Raw genomic sequence first — 18482 nt, forward strand, 5'->3', positions numbered from 1 at the left:
AAATCTTCCCTTCCCAATTGTTAACTCTATGTTTATATATCCATTGTAGCCAAATTATTCAAAAAAATATATAAATTAGTTAAAATACATTTATCAGCTTTTCATTGCTAATTATTGTCATAGATAATATTATATTAGTAGGGATTTTTTCTAAGTAATTTAGGGGGTAATAACATGAAATTTGAGAATACAAATTTAGAAAATCATGTATTAAATGTAAATTTATTAACTGAAATCATGGAAGAATTAGGCTTTGTCCTTGCTGGTCAATGGGATTACGAAAGAGTAACTTACGATTATAAATTTGAACAACGTAATGAAATCTACTACTTACGCGTTCAAGGTTTCGCAGTAGAAGGACATGTAGAGTCAAGTAAAGGTAAAATTCAATTACTTACTCCACTTTTAGGTAAATACTATTATCCTCACGGTGTAGAGTACGGAGAAGGCGAAAGCTTCCCTGAAAGTATCGTTGACAAAAGTAAAGAATTACTTAAAAAAGCTGAAGAGCAAATTTCTCTAGTAAGCAAGTTCATTATTCTATAATTATTAAAAAGAGTGAGTAAAAAGAAGTACAACTTCTTTTACTCACTCTTTTATTTTTACTTAAAATCCTAAAACAGCTTTAATAACTGAAGTAGTGTCTCCACCTTTGTAGAAAACGTATAATAAACAATAAACGACTACACCTGTAATTGCAGTAAAAAACCAAATAATACTAGTAATCGGTCCAATTTTTTTGTGTAGTTTTAATTTGTTTTTAAATCCTGAAATTATTGATACTAGACCAAATACTCCGCCAGTTGTAGCTAAGAATATATGGAAAAATAAAAATATATGATAATACAGCTTTAAACTTTTTGGTCCCCCAAAAGAAGTATTTCCGATAAAGATTGTTCTCGTTGCGTATACAATGAAAAATGAGAGTGCAAAGACTCCAGCAAAGAACATAACTTTCTTATGTGCCTCTATATTTCTTTTTGCAATAAGATACCAGCCGATAGCAACTAATATGGCACTAATTACAATAAAGCTTGTACTTATTGTTGGTAAAATTGGTAAAGAATTCAAAATTTCCACCCCTACGATTTTTTAAGCAATAACGGATTACTACTGATTGGATCAATTTTATTTCCATTTTGTTCTCTTTTAGCCCATTTGAAAAAATTATAACCAATAACAGAACCATAAACTATTTCCTGGATAATTTTCATGATAACTCCGCCAACCTGCTGATCTTCCCTTGCTGACATAAAGTTAAATACTTCTGGACCTGAAATATTTAATGATTTTAATAAATCTGGTGATACGCAAAGCTCCATCGCTTTACTCCATAACACTGGATCATTATAAGTCGCGTAAAAAGGATGTCCAGCAAAAATAATAAGTGCACAAGCTGGTGTTAATAAAATACCATTCCCAAACATATAACCAATCTTTTGGATATCAGAAAGTGTTTGTCTCTCAGGTAAATGATTAATAACAGGAAACCACATAAATACTGCCATGAAAAATAATATATTTGTAAATAAGAAATGATAGACATTATTCGTTTTTACAGTATCAAATACTAATGGATAATGGTAAATCGAAAATACTACATTAAAAATAAGTAAAGCAATTAATGGTTTTGTAGCAAATGTAAAAAACGAATTAACGAATTTTGGTTTAAGTATGTTTCGCCATAACCAATTTGGAATCCCATTAATAAGAAAGATCGGTGCAACTAAGTATAATACTGCCATTTCAGTCATATGTGCACTAAAAATTATATGACCAATTAAATCGATTGGACTGCCTTGTGCGGTGTAAACTAATAAAATTCCAATTACGAAATACACTTTTTGTTTAGTCTCAGTAACATGGTTTTTATCTTTAAATTTATTAATTATGTAAAAATAACCTAAAATGACTAAACCTAAAAACACAAATAAATATGGACTCCAAAGTGCTTTAAACCCGAACATCCCTAAGCTAATCATGAATGCACACCCTTTAATTATTCTATTCACACTTTATTTTTACCTAATGTTTAAATTAATATTGTACAATGTAAATATTGTTTGATTTAGAACTATAAACAAAAAACCTTACAAAGACAAAAAAAATATAAACATTACTTCTATCATATAATATTTAATGAAATTATCCAAACTATTATACTACTAAATTATATAACAGTAATAACGGTTTATTCAAATTAAAATACGATTTGAAAACGTTATTCATTTTTAAATGCTTGGTATTTATAGTGTATGAAAATCTAGGGTGCACACTTTCTGTAGAGTCTTACTGCATCCTACTTTCCCCAATCTACGTCTCTATTATTTATATTTCAAATTGCTCCACGTTTTGTCACTAGCAAAGCTAATGCAGCAGCCAATAACCCAGCAGTCAGTTTACCGACAATTAGTGGAATGACAAAATTCTTCTCCACACCCGCTACAAATCCTAAGTGACTGCCAAAAACAAATGCTCCGCTTACGGCAAATGCGGTATTTATGACTTTTCCACGATCATCCATCTCATGCATTGTCGCAAACATTGGAATGTGATGGGCGAACGAGGCAATGAATCCACCTAATGCTTGTTGATTCATACCTAGCTTATTTCCGAGTAAAGCAAAAGGCTTCTGTAATACTTTTACTAGCACAAAAACAAACGGAAACGCACCAGCAAGGATGATTGTTATTTTTCCAACTGTGACGAAACCTTCCGAAAGCGGCATCATACCTGGAATTATAACAATACCTGTTAAAGTTTTAATGATGATTGAGACAAGACCAACAATGATAACGATTTCAATTCCTTTCCCAAACCATTTAAAACCTCGAATCATCACCGTTTGAGCTAATAGCATTCCAACGCCAATCAATACAGAAATCAGAATAGAAGGAATCAAATTTTTCAGCATCCATAAAAAACCAAATCCTGCAACGAATCCTCCCGCTATACATCCAAATGGAATAGTCATTAACCCAATTAAAATTCCTTTTGCAAAAAAGGGATGATCATTTTTATGAACGATGCTTAAAGCAACCGGAATGGTAAAAACAATAGTTGGGCCCATCATTGTTCCTAAAAACACCCAAGAAAAAAGAGCTGCATCACTTGATTGAGCCATTTCATTTGCTAAAGAGTACCCACCCATATCAAGAGCTAAAAACGTGGATGAAAACATCGATGGATCTGCACCAAGAAATTGGTAGACAGGGGTTACAACCGGTGTTAACCATTTTGCTAATACAGGTGATAGTGAGATCATGCCAACCATTGAAAGAGCAAGTGGTCCCATGGATTGGAAGGCTTCCTTAAATTTTTGTCCGAGTCCATACCGATTACCCATCAAATAATCGATTGCCCCTAGGACCATAAATCCCGTCATGATATATAAGATGATTTCATTCATCTTGAATATTCCCCCATTCAAAAGACAGGTCATCTTTTAAAAAAAATCTATTAGATGACCTGTTCAATATTTTTTTATATAATAAATTGTTTATGAGATTGAAAATGTTCATATCCACTCACTGTTGCTAAAATATCATCTTCAATCAGAGCAGCCACTCCATCTTTGAATTCCCTTTTTCACCTGATCGAATTCCTTTTGTTATTTATGTTTTTCTTAATCTTTGTTTCGTAACATGCAATTGGCAAAACAACAGTATGATATTTAGTTAATTCTTTTAAACTTTGGTCAACCAAAAAATTTTTAATTTGCATATCCCCATAACCACCTCAATACCCTTACATTTTCCCATTCGATTTGAGTATTATTTTAGCGTTTTCCCACTTATTATTTAACATATTATAACACTATTTTTCTTTTTAAAGGTGAAGACTAAAATCATGAATAGACGTAAGGGAAGATTTCTTGTTGTCGCAGGGGCAGTATTTTTTAGGGAATGGTGGTACAGTCGCAAAAAAACTTTTTCAACAGTATAAAATTGATATAGATTGGCTAGTAACCACCAGTTTGCTTATAGCTGGATTATTACTATTTGCCATTCAATATTTCAAAAAAAGACCGCTCTCAAATCTTTGGGGTTTGGAAAAATAGACAGATTGCAATTCAACTAATTGTCTTCGGGTTTTGGGGATGCTAGCCGTTATCTACACATATATGGCTTCTATACTATTACAGCTCTTAACTACAATCTTTTGGTTAAAGAACCTTTTGGTATTTTCCAATGGCTTGGTACAGCTTATATCATTGGAATATTATTATTATTGCTTTGAATAAAGAGTCTTCCTCAAAAACTAGCCAACCTCCTAATAATAAAGAACGGCTTAGAGTTAGTTGAAATGTTTTTTTGAAATGTTTTTTTGAAATGTGAAATAGGAGCTGATTAATCAATCAGCTCCTAAATTTTTAATTAAAGTATTCTCTTTGTTGAAATGGAAATAGTACAGTGTATTTTCCCTGCCTGTCTTTGTAACTTACACTTTTTTTCACAGTCAATGATTTCTTGAGTTATTGATATCGGTTTCCTAAATATCTTTTCCTATAAGCTTTACCTTGATCAGGAATATCCATGAAACCTTGTGCACCCCAAATTACATGCTCTGTTAATTTATCAATACTACCAGTAAGCTCAACTCTTTCTTCCATTTCAATATCTTCATCTTTAGGAATTTCCATGTCCATCGTTGAATCATCCCTTCCATTTTACTGTTCAACCACAACCGATTTAGTACTCATTCTAAAATAATTTCGGCTTTATAGTTTTCTTCCACTGAAATTTCTTATACCAGTAGAAATGTACATAGTTGAATTGGAACTTTGATTGACGGTAAAAGAGAACATCAATGAAAATCAGTATTCTCTTTAAGTATTTCTTTAGTAAATTAGGGGATAATTTATAAGTCTAAAGAATTTTATTAGGAGGAAATGTTATTGATTTACTACAATAGGTTTAGTACAAAGAGAGACTTATCAGTAAGTGAAGGTGATCGTGTAGAAATTATTAAAAGAAGTGACATTTATTGTATTAATGAGGAAGAACCTATTTATCATTCTGGGACGATAACGAAAATTGATTATGATGATTTAAATAGATCACCAGAAAAAGAAGCTGTTGGTATTTGGGTAAAATTTGATAAGGATACCGTCTTTAATGATGGCGAAGAAGAACGTATAGCATTAGCTGAGATAGAGGAAATGTTTAAGAAAATGTATGACATAGTTGGTTATGCTATGGTAAATGAAGGAGTTACATTAAGCATTACAGGAGAAGGTATAGGAAAAATCATTAACTTTGACTATCAAGATGGAAGTTTATTACCTGTATCAATCCAAGATGGTAATGGAGTAGAAAAAAGAACTATTACTCAAGCTGATGAAGAATTAATTGAAGAACTCAAGCGTTATGGTACACCACAAAAGTACTTTCATTATGTAATTTCTCAATCAAAAAAAATGAAAAAATAATACAACATTTCTAAAGTATTACATAAAGGTTTGGAATTCAAAAAAGGCTCTTTTCTAATTAGCCTTTTTTAAATTCTATATAACTCGATGATGCATTAGTTGCATTTTAAATTTCAAAAGGTGGCATTAGATCAATACCAACCAAAACCAAGTATGCCATGATCCAAATTACTTTCATTCCATTCTAAAATTCCTTCTCCTACGCAAATGCCTTGTTTTTCCATCTCTTTTTCATAGAACTTTATAATATCATTACGTTTTACATCATCCTCAGGTAATTCAACTAACAAAGATTCAGCATAAGGTCCCCCTTCTTCCTCAATACGTTCTTTTTCATCTATAATTCCAACAACCCACACTTTTCCTGCACCAAGTTCATAAAGCTTCTTAACAAAATTAATAGCATTAATTGTTTCACCAAATCGATTAGTCGCAAATGCTGATGGATTATGATTATTTTTTAGCCACTCTAGTGCTTCAAAAGTTTTCATTCAAATCATTCCGCCTTATTGTATTTTTTACGTTTATGTTAGTAGTTTGATATAAAAGAAAAATCTCCTGTAAAATAAACTCTTTTTATATGTATTCTTAAAGTTCTACAATACAATGTTTCTTTTTGAACTAAACTGAAAGTATGTCCTACAAAAAAAAAGGAAGTGAATTAAATTCACTTCCTTTTTACATCATAACCAGATTAATGTTAAGAATGTTAATAGTGTAATTACAGCAACTGTAACGCCTGAATATAGGAAGAAGGCTGGTGTGCTGTGACCTTTATTTTTCATGTGCATGAAGTAATAAAGTTGGAACACTAATTGTACTACAGCAAGTAATAAAATAAATGGTACCGTAAAGTATGGATCCATTTTATCTCTGTACAATACTGCTCCGAAAGATGCAAGTGTTAAAATGATCATTAATGCAAATGAAATTAATTGTTGTTTCATTTCTTCTGCATGTTTGCGTCTGTGATACTTTATTTCAACTTGATTTCTTTGATGAGAGTTTGTATTTGTGCCCATTTTCTTATCCCACCATTCCCATTAAGTATACTACTGTAAAGATGAAAATCCATACTACGTCGATGAAGTGCCAGTATAAACTTGCAATATAAAACTTCGGAGCGTTGTATAAATTTAAACCTCTTCCACCATTTCGAAGCATTAAAGTAGTGATCCATAGTAAACCAACAAATACGTGGGCACCATGAGTACCTACTAATGTATAGAATGAAGAACCAAATGCACTGCTTTTAATTGTAAAATGAAATTCGTGCATATAGTGTCTAAATTCGTAAATTTCTAATAATAAAAATCCTAGACCTAATAAAACTGTAATACCTAACCATAACATCATCTTTTTGTGTTCAAAGTTTTTCATGTGGTACATTGCATAAACACTTGTAAGAGAAGATGTTAATAGTAACATAGTAGCAATGAATACTAATTTTGGTTCGAACATTTCTGCAGCACTTGCTCCACCAGCAGTAGAGTTTCTTAATGCTAAGAAAGTACCAAATAATGATGCGAATAATACAGTTTCTCCACCAAGAAATAGCCAGAATGCTAAGAACTTATTTTTACCTTCTTCTGTCGCTTTTTCAGGGTTATGAGGAAACGTTTCAGCTGTAAATTTTTGATTCATTTCCATTATGCCTCAACCCCCTCATCAGCTATATCTTCTTTATGGATATGGAATCCATGATCATCAATCCAAGAACGTAAGAACATTGAACCGAATGTAATAAATAAGCCAAGAATTAATACACCAACTGCAGTGTGGTTCTTAAGTTGGTCATTATACATTGCCCCAAATGCTGCAATAAATAAGCCTACTGACATAACAAACGGTAAAATAGATGAGTTTGGCATATGAATATCACCTAGTGGTTCAGCAGGTGTCATTTTGCCGTCTCCTTCCATTTTTTCTACCCATAGAGCGTCTAATCCACGTACATAAGGAATTTGAGCAAAGTTATATTCTGGTGCAGGAGAAGGAATTGACCACTCAAGTGTACGACCTACACCCCATGCATCTCCAGCAGCTTTTTTACCTTTTATTGCTGTATAAACAACATTGATTAACATTACGATAGTAGCTAGACCCATGAACATTGCTCCGATTGAGCTGATCATGTTTCCAGTATCTAAGCCTTGTCCAGGTAAGTATGTAAAGTAACGACGAGGCATACCCATTAATCCTAAGAAATGTTGAATAAAGAATGTTAAATGGAAACCAATAAAGAATAAAAAGAATGTAATTTTACCTAATGTTTCATTTAAGATTTTACCAAACATTTTTGGCCACCAGTAATGTGCACCGGCAAAAAGACCAAATACTACCCCACCTACGATTACGTAGTGGAAGTGAGCTACTACGAAATAACTATCATGGAATTGATAGTCAGCAGGAGCTGCAGCATTCATAATACCAGTTACCCCACCTAGTACGAATGATGGAATAAAAGCAACTGACCAAAGCATTGGTGTTGTAAAACGAATTTGTCCGCCCCACATTGTTAATAACCAGTTAAAGATTTTTACCCCTGTAGGAACAGCAATCGCCATTGTTGCAACAGCGAAAATAGCATTTGCTACTGCACCAAGACCATCTGTAAACATATGGTGAGCCCATACCATGAATCCTAAGAAACCAATTAAAACTGTTGCGAATACCATTGAAGAGTAACCGAATAAACGTTTCTTAGAGAATGCTGGAATGATATCAGAGAAGATACCAAATGCCGGTAATATAAGAATGTAAACCTCTGGATGTCCGAAAATCCAGAATAAATGTTCAAAGATCATTGAGTTTCCACCTAAAGATGCATCAAAGAATGCAGTTCCGAATAGGCGGTCAAACATTAATAACGCTAACCCGATTGTTAATGCCGGGAATGCAAATAAAATAAGTGCTGATGTTACAAAAACCGTCCAAGTAAATAGTGGCATACGCATGTATGTTAACCCTGGAGCACGCATGTTAATAATCGTTGCTAAGAAGTTAATACCACCTGCTAATGTACCAATACCTGAAATTTGTAGACCTAATAAGTAGAAGTCTACACCATGTGATTTACTGTGTAGAGCTAGTGTCGCATATGAAGTCCAACCTGCGTCAGGCGCTCCACCTAAGAACCAACTTAAGTTTAAGAAAACTCCACCAACGAAGAATAACCAGAAACCTAAAGAATTTAAAAACGGGAAAGCTACGTCACGAGCACCAATTTGTAAAGGTACTACCGCGTTAAAAAATGCAAAGATCATCGGCATCGCCGCTAAGAAAATCATTGTTGTACCATGCATTGTTAATACTTGGTTATAAGCATCACCAACTAAAAATGTGTTGTCTGGCTTAATTAATTGTATACGAATAAATAACGCTTCCATCCCACCAACTAAGAAAAAGAATCCGCCTGCAATTAAATACAGGATGGCAATTTTCTTATGGTCGACTGTCGTTAAGTAGTCCCACAATAGTGGTTTCTTTTTCGCTACAGAACTCACAGTATTACCCCCTTTGCTTCATATCCATTAATTTATTTTGCAATTTTTAAGCTAGTTAAGTATGCAGTTAATGCATCAATCTGATCAGCTGATAATTCACCATATTTACCTGTCATAAGGTTTCCTGGCTTCATAGCTTCCGGATTAGTTAACCATTTTTTGATATTTGCTTCATTATTTTTAGCAATACCAGCAACCATATCACGATCACCGAAGTTAGCTAAGTTTGGAGCAAGTCGTGCAGCAGGTGGTCTTGTATCATTTGCATCTGCAGCATGACAACCAATACAGCTTTGTTTGAAGATTTTTTCACCTTCTTGTGCATCTGCTGTTACAGCTTGACCTTTCTGATTCTTCATATCAGCTAACCACTTATCATAGTCGGCTTGACTTACAACTTTAACTTTAAACTGCATTAATGAATGTGAAGGACCACAAAACTCTGCACAGAATCCATTATATGTACCTTCTTTATCCGCTGAAAGCCACATTTTGTTTTCGCCTTCAACGTTTGTATCAATCTTACCTGCTAATGATGGTACCCAGAATGAGTGTTTAATATCTTGACCTTTTAGGTTTAAGATAACTTTTTTACCAACTGGGATATACATGTCTTGAGAAGTAATGAATTTTTGTTTTGGATACTCAAATTCCCACCAGAAAAGATGAGCATTTACATTAATAACAATTGCATCTTTTTTCTTCTCATCTTTTGATATTTGCTTCTCATCTGAAAGCTTGAACGTTTGTGATACTGTTGGTACTGCTAGAATAATAAGTAAAATAACAGGAATAATTGTCCAAAGAAGCTCTAAGAAATGATTACCTTCTACTTGCTTTGGAATAATATTCTCTTGACCTTTACGGTGACGATATTTCACGATTACGTAAAGGAAAAGAACTGTTACTACAGCAACAACGAATACCATGATCATCGTACTTAGCTTCATAAGATCGTATTGCATTTTTGCTACTTCACCTTGAGGATTCAGTGTAGATTGATTTGCATGTCCACATGCACTCAAAATAACTGCTATCAAGGAAATTAGCGAGACTAATCGCCAATGTTTCATAAGTATACTTCCCCCTCTTTCAATTTAAAGTGTTTCATTCTTATTTAAAAATAAGATTAAACAAACAATAAAAAAATCCCCCGTAATACCCCTAATTAAAACGAAATTGTAAACACAATCATTGACATAAATAGAAGAGTTAAATAGTTAATGGAGTATATAAACATCAGTTTAGAGAACTTTTGATCATCCTTTTGTTTATAACAATATAATCCTAAAATAACCCATCCAATATTCAATATTGTTGCAAAAATAATAAATGGTAAACCTAGAGCTTGCATGTAAAATGGCAGTGGTAATAAACATAATACCCAAATCATCACTTGACGTTTCGTCATTTCAAATCCGTAAACCACTGGTAGCATTGGAATTCCCGCTCTTTTGTATTCTTCAGAACGTCTCATCGCAAGTGCTAAAAAATGAGGTGGTTGCCATATAAACATGATTAAAAACAGCATCCAAGCAATTGGATGCAAGTTCGCATCGATTGCTGCCCATCCAATTAATGGGGGTGCTGCACCAGATATACTACCTACTACTGTGTTTAACGTGTAATTACGTTTCGTCCAAAGAGTGTATAGTACGATATATGTAAATGCACCAATAAATGCATATACAACAGCCATTAAGGTTGTGAAAGCCATAAATGTAAAGCCCACAATTAATAAAAGAATACCAATCGAGATTGTAACGCTTGGTTTAATATTACCGGTTACAGTTGGTCTGTTTTTAGTTCTCTCCATGTATGGATCAATATCACGATCAATATAGTTATTGATAACACATGATCCAGCAATAATAAGTGATGAACCAATTACAGTAATAATTGCTTTTGGTAAAGAATCTAATATATCTAATCCATTTATTTGGATTGCTAACCAGATACCTGTAAAAGTTGTCAGTATATTAGAGTTTACGATCCCTATTTTCATTAAAGAAAGTAAATCTTTCTTTAGTGAACTAGAAGGATGATTAGTTTCTTCGTTATTAGAAACATTATTAGCTAATTGTTCCAAGTCAATCCTCCTCTTTTTTTGCAAAACTTCATTTTTCATACCCATTTTTTAATGGTTCATAATGAGTTTTTAATTTAGACATACTTCTATTAAACTAAATTCAATGAAATTTTTGTGATAAATATATGAACAAATTGTGTACGTTTCAAAAAAATTTTAACTTATACAGTCTATCTTTTCAATACTAAATACTATTTAATTATAAAATTAATTATTTCTATATTTTAAAAATGAATACATCCAAAGTTAAGAAAAAACAAATAATATGTCTAAATATGAAGGTTACCTTTGAATTTTATGTCGTAATCTTATATGATATAGAAGTATTATTTACAGAATAATTTTTTTAATAATTAAATTTTAAAATTATTATTATTTTATAAAAGTGGGTGGATGTACTTGCTACGTGTTTTAAAAGGGGTATCGTTAATTACCTCATTCATTCTTTTAATTGTTCTATTAGGTGGTGCACTCGTAACAAAGACTAATTCTGGACTCGGTTGTGGAAGGTCATGGCCTCTTTGTAAAGGTCAAATCATTCCTGATCATCTAACTATTCAAACTGTCATAGAATTATCTCATCGTGCAGCATCAGGCCTTGCTGGGATATTTGTTTTATTATTAGCAGTACTTGCTTGGATTGTCATTCCTCATAAAAGAGAAACAAAGTTTTTAGCAATCATTTCTTGTATTTTTCTAGTTGCTCAAGCCTTAATCGGAGCAGCCGCAGTAGTTTGGGGTCAAGTCCCAGCTGTAAAAGCAATTCATTTTGGTATTTCTCTAATTTGTTTTGCTGCTGTAGTCATGTTAACATTATTAATTTTTGAACGTGATCGCAATTATCAAAAAAATTCTTTTTATGTCGGAAAAAGAATGAAATTTCATACTTACGGTTTATGGATTTATTCATACTTAGTAGTTTATACGGGCGCACTTGTTCGTCATGAAAATGCTAGTTTAGCTTGTCCTAGTTGGCCCCTATGTAGTAAAGCAAACAATGGAATTCCTACACAAGTTCATGAATGGATTCAAATGGGGCATCGATTCGCGGCTTTTCTTTTATTCGTCTGGATAATCATTGCTTTTGTACATGCTTATAAGTACTATCGTAATGAACGTGGTATTTATTTTGGATGGTTTGTATCTTTAATTCTTGTTACACTTCAAGTAATTTGTGGAGCGGTTATCGTTTTTACAAACCTAAATATTTATGTTGCATTAACACATGCTATTTTAATCTCATGTTTGTTTGCTATATTTAGCTTCCAAAGTTTAGTTTGTACAAGAAGTAAAAGCTCAAATTCTGAGTTACTTCAAAATAAAAATATCTCATAAAAAAGGTATTTCTTCCACTTTTATGTAGAAGAAATACCTTTTTTTACATTTAAAAAGAAAGCGAAGAAGAGTTGCCCTTTTACTGAGCTTCTCTAACTTCGCACTACATGTTACTTTTTATCTTTGATCTAGTTCTATTAGTAGATCACCTGTAGAAATACTCTCTCCTGATGTAATCAGAATGTCTCTTATTACACCTGTAAATGGAGATTGGACAGTTGTTTCCATCTTCATCGCTTCTGTAATTGCTAAAGTTTGACCTTTTTCAACTACATCGCCCTTTTTAACAAGTACATTTAAAACAGTACCTGGCATTGTTGCGTTAATATGGTTTGGATTACTAGTGTCCCCTTTTCTTTTTTGAACGACAGTAGATTTAATTGAGTAATCTTTCACCACTATTTCTCGAGGCTGACCATTTAATTCAAAGTATATAACCCTTGTTCCGTCAGGCTGAGCTTGACCAATCGAAACAAGTTTAACAATCAGTGTTTTACCACGTTCAATATCTACTTTAATTTCTTCATCTAGTTTCATTCCATGGAAGAAAGAAGGTGTATCAAGTACAGATAAGTCTCCATAGCTTTCTACATTTTTTTGATAGTCCATAAATACTTTAGGATATAGGCAATAAGATAATATATCAAAATTAGTAACTTGGCGATTTAACGTCTTGAATAAATACTCCTCAACATCTTTAAAATCGATTGGTTTTAATGACTCACCAGCTCTTTCAGTTAATGGCTGTCTGCCTTTTAAGATGATACGTTGTAAACTCTTTGGAAATCCACCATGAGGTTGTCCCAGTTTTCCTTCAAAAAATTCTATTACTGAATCAGGAAAATCGATATTTTCTCCTTTTTCATATACAGAATCTTCGTCTAAATTATTTTGAACCATAAATAATGCCATATCTCCAACAACTTTAGAAGATGGTGTTACTTTAACGACATCTCCAAATAGTTGGTTTACTCTGCCATACATGTCCTTGACTTCTTCAAATCGGTCTCCTAAACCAACACCTTTAGCTTGTTGTTTTAAGTTAGAATACTGACCACCTGGCATTTCATGTTGATAAACCTCTGTATGTGGTGAAACCATACCACTTTCAAAACTACTATAGTACTTTCGAACGCCTTCCCAGTAGGTTGATAATTGCTCTAAGCCGTTTATATTTAAGTTTGTTTCGTTATTTGAACCTTTTAGAGCATAATATAAACTATTTGCACTTGGCTGAGAAGTTAACCCAGACATACTTCCAATTGCAATGTCTACAACATCTACGCCAGCTTCAATTGCTTTTACATAAGTGTATAAACCATTTCCACTCGTATCATGAGTATGTAAGTGGATTGGTAGATCTACAGTATCCTTCAACTCACTAATTAACGTATAAGCAGCGTGAGGCTTTAATAAACCAGCCATATCTTTAATAGCTAAAATATGTGCACCAGCCGATTCTAAATCCTTTGCAAGCTCTTTATAATACGCTAAGTTGTATTTTGTTCTAGTTGGGTCTAATATATCTCCTGTGTAACATATCGATGCTTCAGCAAGCTTTCCACTATCTCTTACAGCATCAATTGCGACTTCCATCCCTTTAATCCAATTTAGACTATCAAATATTCTAAATACATCGATTCCTGCTTGAGCTGATGCTTCAATAAACTTTTTAACAAGATTATCAGGATAATTTTTATAACCAACTGCATTTGAACCACGTAAAAGCATTTGGAATAATACATTTGGAACTTTTTCTCTTAAATTTAATAATCTTTCCCATGGATCTTCATTTAAGAAACGGTACGCTACATCGAAAGTCGCTCCGCCCCACATTTCCATAGAGAATAAGTTAGGTAATAATTTTGACGTTTGTTCTGCTACTGTAATTAGGTCTTTTGAACGAATTCTCGTTGCAAGCAGTGATTGGTGTGCATCCCTAAATGTTGTATCTGTAAATAAAACATTCGGTTGATTTTTTATCCACTTCGAAAATTCATCAGCACCTAATTTATCTAGTAATTGTTTAGTTCCACTTTCAGCATTTTTAATATGATTTACATTTGGAATGATAATATCATCATAAGCTGGTTTTTCTTTAACCGATATACCTGGAAACCCATTCACTGTTACATTGCCAATATAATTTAATAATTTTGTTCCACGGTCTCTTCTTTTTGCAAAAACAAATAATTCCGGAGATGAATCTACAAATGAAGTATTATACTCACCAGACAAGAAATCTGGGTGTGTCGTAACATTTTCTAAGAATGGAATATTTGTTTTAATCCCACGGATACGGAATTCTTTTAAATTTCGATTTAACTTCGCAATTGCTCCTTCAAAAGTTAATGCATGGGTCGTTACTTTTACTAATAATGAATCATAGTAAGGTGTAATAACAGCACCTTGGAAGCTGTTACCAGTGTCTAACCTTACACCAAAACCTCCACCTGAACGATATGCCATAATTTTTCCTGTATCAGGCATAAAGTTATTAAGTGGGTCCTCAGTAGTAACACGTGCTTGAATCGCATAGCCAATTCTTGGAATCTCATCTTGTAATGGAATTCCTACTTTAGCACTATGTAAACTATTCCCTTGTGCAATTAAGATTTGTGTTTGAACAATATCAATTCCTGTAATCATCTCAGTAATTGTATGTTCAACTTGTACGCGAGGGTTTACCTCAATAAAATAAAAATCATTACCAGCAACTAAAAATTCAACTGTACCAGCGTTTACATATTCTACTTCTTTCATCAATTGAACAGCTGCATCACAAATTCTATTTCTTAAATCTTCACTAATCGAAGTACATGGTGCAACTTCAACTAATTTTTGATGTCTTCTTTGAATTGAACAATCGCGTTCAAACAAATGAATAATATTACCTTGGTGATCTCCTAATATTTGAACTTCAATATGCTTTGGATTTTCAATATACTTCTCAACATAAACTTCATCATTACCAAACGCAGCTTTTGCTTCAGACTTAGCACGCTCGTATGCATCTTTTAATCCTGCAATCGTACGGACAATCCTCATTCCACGACCGCCACCACCTAAAGCAGCTTTAATAATAATCGGGAATCCATAAGTTTCACCAAATTCCTTTACATCATCCAATGAGTTTACTGGACCATTGCTCCCTGGAATAATTGGCAAATTAGCTTGAAGAGCTTGTTGCTTTGCTTTAATTTTATCTCCAAAAATATCTAAGTGTCTTGAATATGGTCCGATAAAAATAATGCCCTCTTCTTCACATCTCTGAGCAAATTTAATATTTTCTGATAAGAATCCATACCCTGGATGGATTGCATCTACATTGTTTTTCTTTGCAATTTCAATAATACCTTCAATATCTAGATAAGCATCAATTGGTTTTTTACCTTTTCCAACTATGTATGCTTCGTCAGCTTTATAACGGTGATATGACCCTTCATCTTCTTTAGAATAAATACCAACTGTTCTAATACCTAACTCAGTGCAAGCTCGAAATACTCGAATTGCAATTTCACCTCGGTTAGCAACTAGAACTTTTTTAATCTGTTTCGTGTAAGTCATTTGTAAGCCTCCTGTATTTATGAAAGATAATTATCAATAAATTAAGAATAAACTTTTTTCAAAATGCATTTTTGAAGATTTTATAAAGTTTCTTTATGAATCTTATTTCGTATTGAAATATTCATTAAAATACCAACCATAGAAAGCATAACGATTAAAGAAGTTCCTCCATAACTAACAAAAGGTAACGGAACACCCGTAAGTGGAATTAACGAAGTAACTCCTCCAATATTTACAAATGATTGAATGACGATGATTGCACTAATCCCTGTAGCTAATAAAGAATCAAAAGAATCCTTTGATTGATGAGCTATTAACAATCCACGCCAAACAATTATGAATATACATAAAATAACTACAATTACTCCGATTAAACCAGTTTCTTCACCGATTATAGCTAGAATAAAGTCTGTATGAGGCTCAGGTAAATAACCTAGTTTTTGAATACTTTTTCCTAATCCAACTCCAGTAAGCCCACCATTAGCAAAAGCGATAAGTGAATTTACGATTTGAAATCCGATTCCTTGCGCATAGTCAAAAGGATTTCGGAAAGCTAAAAAACGATTAACTTGTACATCTGTTAATCCGATCCCTAAACTGATACAAATACTAATTAATGGATATAGTAATCCGATTCCACCAACGAATAGGAGTATTAATCTCTTAACAATAAAACCACTACAAAACGAAACTACAGCACAAGTACCGATTATTAATAAGGCTGTACCTGTATCCGGTTGTAATCTCAATAGGATGATATAAATAGCTACTATGGACCATGGAGCAAAAAGCATTTTCCAGTTCTTTGTAATTCGCTTTTGTCGTTTGGAGTACCATCCTGCTAAAAGAACAATTGATCCTAATTTGATTAACTCGGCTGGTTGAATACCAAATACCCAGCTTTTTGCATTATTTCTAACTTCACCAAACAGTAGAACAGCAATAAGTAATCCTATACTTACCGCTACATTTAATATCAAGGCAATTCTTTTTCTAAAGAAAGTTGCAGGTAAAAACATTAAAAAAACAAATGCAAACATCCCTACTTCAAAGGCAACTAATTGCTTATGAAAGAAATAGTCACTTGGCCAATGTTCACTTTGATAACGAATGGATGGTAATGGTGAGCTTGCACTATACACCATAATTAATCCAAATAAACATAACACTAATAATGGAACAAAAATCATATAATCAATATTTTTCAAATATTTTTTTAACATTACTTAATCATCCCTGCTTTGATTAATTATACTTTATGTATTCAACTATTTTGCTAAATTCCCTTTTTAAATAAAAATATTGTAACATAGATTAATAGATTTATTACTTATAACAATTAAAAAAATTCACAAAAAAAAGCTCAAACATTTATTGTTTGAGCTTTTGTTGCTAATAATTATTTATTCTTTTGATCTGTAAACGCTTCATGTAGAGCAGATAGTTGACGCTCAAGTTCAGAAAGAAGTTCTCTACCTTGTTCTGCTTCAATTAAACCTAAACGAGAAGCAAAATCAATCTCCCTTGATAATCCAAACATTTGAGTATCTAAAACCTCTTCATATAGAGGGCATTGTGGCATCGTTAAATGATCAAGTTGCACATTTATTAATTTTAATATTTTTTCAGCATCTTTTTTTAATAATTCAAATGCTTTATCTTTGTAATCTGTTACAGCATCAGACCTCAATTTTCTCCCTCCGCTTCCGTACAAGCTATCTATTTAATATTATAGTTCTTTTTAGGAAAAATCAACTTAAATCAAAATTTTTGCAAATATGGTTTTTAGCAAATTATATTTTTGCAACAGTTTATTTATTAGAATTTTCTTATGTTAGGATATAAATTTATATTGTAATCTAATTTCTACAAAAAAAACCGCTCATTTAATCATGATAAAAAAGCTGAAAACATATAAAAACTTAAATGTAAATTAGCTTATCTATTTTGTTCAATTGTTTGTCTTTTTACTTAAAATAGTCGTACACTATAATTAGACTTAGTACATAGAAGGGGTTTTAGTATATGAGTGATGTTTTTCAATTAACAGGCAATGTGGAGTTTCCGTTAACAATTGATCCAAGTGTATGGATTTTTGATGAAAGAAAGGTTAAGTTAGATCGTTTGTTAGCTGGTGATTTGAAAAAGGTTGATGAGCTTGAACAATATACGAAAAGTGTTTCAAAGCATTGGGATCGTGAAATTGTTGAAGGTGCGAAGGTTGATAATAGCCCTTTATACGCTACTCAAAAAAAAGAATGGCTTAATGAATCGTATGCAATGCCATTTTCTTATTTTATAGACAATAGTAATCCGAAAAATCGTGATTCAGAAGTTACGATCGAAACAGAAGGTGAATTAATAAAATTATCTTTTGAAACTGTATATGAAAGTTATTTAGCATTTTCATACAATGGCAAGAGAATCCTTGATGATGGGCCAGTACATTTATATTTTGCTGATGGCACAAATAAAGAAACACCAATTACTTCAATCAGGAAAATTATTTTATAGTTTAAAACAAAAGCAACATCTTACAGATAGATTTTGGTAA

The 18482-nt window shown here is 32.6% G+C and carries 17 protein-coding genes and 2 pseudogenes; 5 read left to right on the forward strand and 14 right to left on the reverse strand.

Translation table 11 applies throughout. The features are described 5' to 3' along the window. Positions 1 to 174 precede the first annotated feature (174 nt). Positions 175 to 546: a YugN family protein gene (locus MY490_RS15300; RefSeq protein ID WP_248266479.1), complete on the forward strand. Its 372-nt coding sequence runs from the start codon at positions 175 to 177 to the stop codon at positions 544 to 546. Between the two features lie 60 nt (positions 547 to 606). Here the strand turns inward: MY490_RS15300 and MY490_RS15305 are convergent, their stop codons facing one another. The 4 genes and pseudogenes from MY490_RS15305 to MY490_RS15320 form a co-directional block, all read right to left on the reverse strand. After that, positions 607 to 1071, reverse strand: a complete 465-nt coding sequence (locus MY490_RS15305) for a DUF420 domain-containing protein (RefSeq protein ID WP_248266480.1) — start codon at positions 1069 to 1071, stop codon at positions 607 to 609. Between the two features lie 11 nt (positions 1072 to 1082). Further along, positions 1083 to 1982: a cytochrome c oxidase assembly factor CtaG gene (ctaG, locus tag MY490_RS15310; protein ID WP_248266481.1), complete on the reverse strand. Its 900-nt coding sequence runs from the start codon at positions 1980 to 1982 to the stop codon at positions 1083 to 1085. Between the two features lie 353 nt (positions 1983 to 2335). Further along, complete coding sequence (gene eutH, locus MY490_RS15315; protein ID WP_248266482.1) at positions 2336 to 3409, reverse strand: ethanolamine utilization protein EutH; 1074 nt, start codon at positions 3407 to 3409, stop codon at positions 2336 to 2338. A gap of 203 nt (positions 3410 to 3612) precedes the next feature. Then, positions 3613 to 3723, reverse strand: a pseudogene (locus tag MY490_RS15320) (AraC family transcriptional regulator); the annotation flags it as partial. 126 nt (positions 3724 to 3849) lie between these two features. Between MY490_RS15320 and MY490_RS15325 the strand changes: the two are divergent. Then, positions 3850 to 4135: pseudogene (locus MY490_RS15325) on the forward strand (EamA family transporter); the annotation flags it as partial. 339 nt (positions 4136 to 4474) lie between these two features. On the opposite strand, the gene MY490_RS15330 reads toward MY490_RS15325, so the two are convergent. Then, entirely contained in the window at positions 4475 to 4648 is a 174-nt protein-coding gene (locus MY490_RS15330) for a hypothetical protein (RefSeq protein ID WP_248266483.1), read from the reverse strand. 249 nt (positions 4649 to 4897) lie between these two features. On the opposite strand from MY490_RS15330, the gene MY490_RS15335 reads away from it, so the two are divergent. After that, positions 4898 to 5431 (forward strand): hypothetical protein, encoded by a 534-nt coding sequence (locus MY490_RS15335; protein WP_248266484.1) that lies wholly within the window; start codon positions 4898 to 4900, stop codon positions 5429 to 5431. 131 nt (positions 5432 to 5562) lie between these two features. Here MY490_RS15335 and MY490_RS15340 read toward each other — a convergent pair whose 3' ends face one another. The 6 genes from MY490_RS15340 to cyoE all read right to left on the reverse strand — a co-directional run bounded on the left by MY490_RS15340 (position 5563) and on the right by cyoE (position 11065). Beyond that, positions 5563 to 5922: a hypothetical protein gene (locus MY490_RS15340; RefSeq protein ID WP_248266485.1), complete on the reverse strand. Its 360-nt coding sequence runs from the start codon at positions 5920 to 5922 to the stop codon at positions 5563 to 5565. A gap of 192 nt (positions 5923 to 6114) precedes the next feature. After that, complete coding sequence (gene ctaF, locus MY490_RS15345; protein ID WP_248266486.1) at positions 6115 to 6453, reverse strand: cytochrome c oxidase subunit IVB; 339 nt, start codon at positions 6451 to 6453, stop codon at positions 6115 to 6117. Positions 6454 to 6457: 4 nt separating this feature from the next. Beyond that, entirely contained in the window at positions 6458 to 7081 is a 624-nt protein-coding gene (locus MY490_RS15350) for a cytochrome (ubi)quinol oxidase subunit III (protein ID WP_248266487.1), read from the reverse strand. Further along, complete coding sequence (gene ctaD, locus MY490_RS15355) at positions 7081 to 8937, reverse strand: cytochrome c oxidase subunit I (protein WP_248266488.1); 1857 nt, start codon at positions 8935 to 8937, stop codon at positions 7081 to 7083. The genes MY490_RS15350 and ctaD overlap by 1 nt, the downstream gene beginning before the upstream one ends. Before the next feature lie 32 nt (positions 8938 to 8969). Then, positions 8970 to 10010 carry a cytochrome c oxidase subunit II gene (coxB, locus tag MY490_RS15360; protein ID WP_248266489.1) on the reverse strand — a complete coding sequence of 347 codons (1041 nt, stop codon included), beginning with the start codon at positions 10008 to 10010 and terminating at the stop codon, positions 8970 to 8972. Between the two features lie 95 nt (positions 10011 to 10105). Further along, entirely contained in the window at positions 10106 to 11065 is a 960-nt protein-coding gene (cyoE, locus tag MY490_RS15365; protein WP_432707084.1) for a heme o synthase, read from the reverse strand. A gap of 360 nt (positions 11066 to 11425) precedes the next feature. Between cyoE and MY490_RS15370 the strand changes: the two genes are divergently transcribed. Continuing rightward, a complete protein-coding gene (locus MY490_RS15370; RefSeq protein ID WP_248266490.1) occupies positions 11426 to 12361 on the forward strand; it encodes a COX15/CtaA family protein in 936 nt (311 codons plus the stop codon). 117 nt (positions 12362 to 12478) lie between these two features. Here the strand turns inward: MY490_RS15370 and pyc are convergent, their stop codons facing one another. From pyc to MY490_RS15385, 3 genes are all read right to left on the reverse strand, one after another. Then, entirely contained in the window at positions 12479 to 15928 is a 3450-nt protein-coding gene (gene pyc / locus MY490_RS15375; RefSeq protein WP_248266491.1) for a pyruvate carboxylase, read from the reverse strand. An 80-nt stretch (positions 15929 to 16008) separates the two neighbouring features. Continuing rightward, positions 16009 to 17151, reverse strand: a complete 1143-nt coding sequence (locus MY490_RS15380) for an FtsW/RodA/SpoVE family cell cycle protein (RefSeq protein ID WP_248266492.1) — start codon at positions 17149 to 17151, stop codon at positions 16009 to 16011. A gap of 176 nt (positions 17152 to 17327) precedes the next feature. Continuing rightward, entirely contained in the window at positions 17328 to 17618 is a 291-nt protein-coding gene (locus tag MY490_RS15385; RefSeq protein ID WP_069035558.1) for an Fpa/YlaN family protein, read from the reverse strand. Between the two features lie 335 nt (positions 17619 to 17953). On the opposite strand from MY490_RS15385, the gene MY490_RS15390 reads away from it, so the two are divergent. Further along, positions 17954 to 18442 (forward strand): peptidyl-prolyl cis-trans isomerase, encoded by a 489-nt coding sequence (locus tag MY490_RS15390; protein WP_248266493.1) that lies wholly within the window; start codon positions 17954 to 17956, stop codon positions 18440 to 18442. The last annotated feature ends 40 nt before the right edge of the window (positions 18443 to 18482 follow it).

The organism is Gottfriedia acidiceleris, from assembly GCF_023115465.1.
GTDB classification, from domain to species: Bacteria; Bacillota; Bacilli; order Bacillales; family Bacillaceae_G; genus Gottfriedia; species Gottfriedia acidiceleris_B.

Bases quoted from the DNA above. Each gene is read 5' to 3' on its own strand.
- ctaF (WP_248266486.1), bottom strand. From the start codon at position 6,453: ATGGGCACAAATACAAACTCTCATCAAAGAAATCAAGTTGAAATAAAG.
- coxB (WP_248266489.1), bottom strand. From the start codon at position 10,010: ATGAAACATTGGCGATTAGTCTCGCTAATTTCCTTGATAGCAGTTATT.
- cyoE (WP_432707084.1), bottom strand. From the start codon at position 11,065: ATGAAAAATGAAGTTTTGCAAAAAAAGAGGAGGATTGACTTGGAACAA.
- ctaG (WP_248266481.1), bottom strand. From the start codon at position 1,982: ATGATTAGCTTAGGGATGTTCGGGTTTAAAGCACTTTGGAGTCCATAT.
- pyc (WP_248266491.1), bottom strand. From the start codon at position 15,928: ATGACTTACACGAAACAGATTAAAAAAGTTCTAGTTGCTAACCGAGGT.
- eutH (WP_248266482.1), bottom strand. From the start codon at position 3,409: ATGAATGAAATCATCTTATATATCATGACGGGATTTATGGTCCTAGGG.
- MY490_RS15390 (WP_248266493.1), top strand. From the start codon at position 17,954: ATGAGTGATGTTTTTCAATTAACAGGCAATGTGGAGTTTCCGTTAACA.
- MY490_RS15380 (WP_248266492.1), bottom strand. From the start codon at position 17,151: ATGTTAAAAAAATATTTGAAAAATATTGATTATATGATTTTTGTTCCA.
- MY490_RS15340 (WP_248266485.1), bottom strand. From the start codon at position 5,922: ATGAAAACTTTTGAAGCACTAGAGTGGCTAAAAAATAATCATAATCCA.
- MY490_RS15350 (WP_248266487.1), bottom strand. From the start codon at position 7,081: ATGGAAATGAATCAAAAATTTACAGCTGAAACGTTTCCTCATAACCCT.
- MY490_RS15300 (WP_248266479.1), top strand. From the start codon at position 175: ATGAAATTTGAGAATACAAATTTAGAAAATCATGTATTAAATGTAAAT.
- MY490_RS15330 (WP_248266483.1), bottom strand. From the start codon at position 4,648: ATGGACATGGAAATTCCTAAAGATGAAGATATTGAAATGGAAGAAAGA.